The organism is Thermorhabdus hydrogeniformans, from assembly GCF_049310025.1.
In the GTDB taxonomy this organism is placed as follows: domain Bacteria; phylum Bacillota; class Thermosediminibacteria; order Thermosediminibacterales; family Tepidanaerobacteraceae; genus JBJYKD01.
Genome location: NZ_JBJYKD010000268.1, coordinates 1 through 242, shown reverse-complemented (window position 1 = coordinate 242; position 242 = coordinate 1). Strand labels below are relative to the sequence as shown.

The window sequence follows — 242 nt, the reverse complement described above, 5'->3', positions numbered from 1 at the left end:
GCTCACTGCTGGCCTTGACCACGTGGGTCGGTACAAACATGTACGCCAGGGTGGCGACCACGCCCAGGCCCAGCAGCCCGGCAACGCCATAGGCGCCGCGCCCGGGTGTCGATCCGGAAGCGCGGGCGAGCTGTGGATAAATCAGCGCGACTACCAGGCCGATGACGGCGAAGGTCAGGACTCGCGAAACCAACGGCCAGTATTCCAGACCGGTATCCCACACCGCCCAGATCGCAGTCAGC

1 pseudogene is annotated in these 242 nt (G+C 65.7%); it reads right to left on the bottom strand.

Going from position 1 to position 242, the window contains the following annotated elements:
• Window positions 1-242 (bottom strand): annotated as a pseudogene (locus ACKX14_RS16390) (membrane-bound PQQ-dependent dehydrogenase, glucose/quinate/shikimate family); the annotation flags it as partial.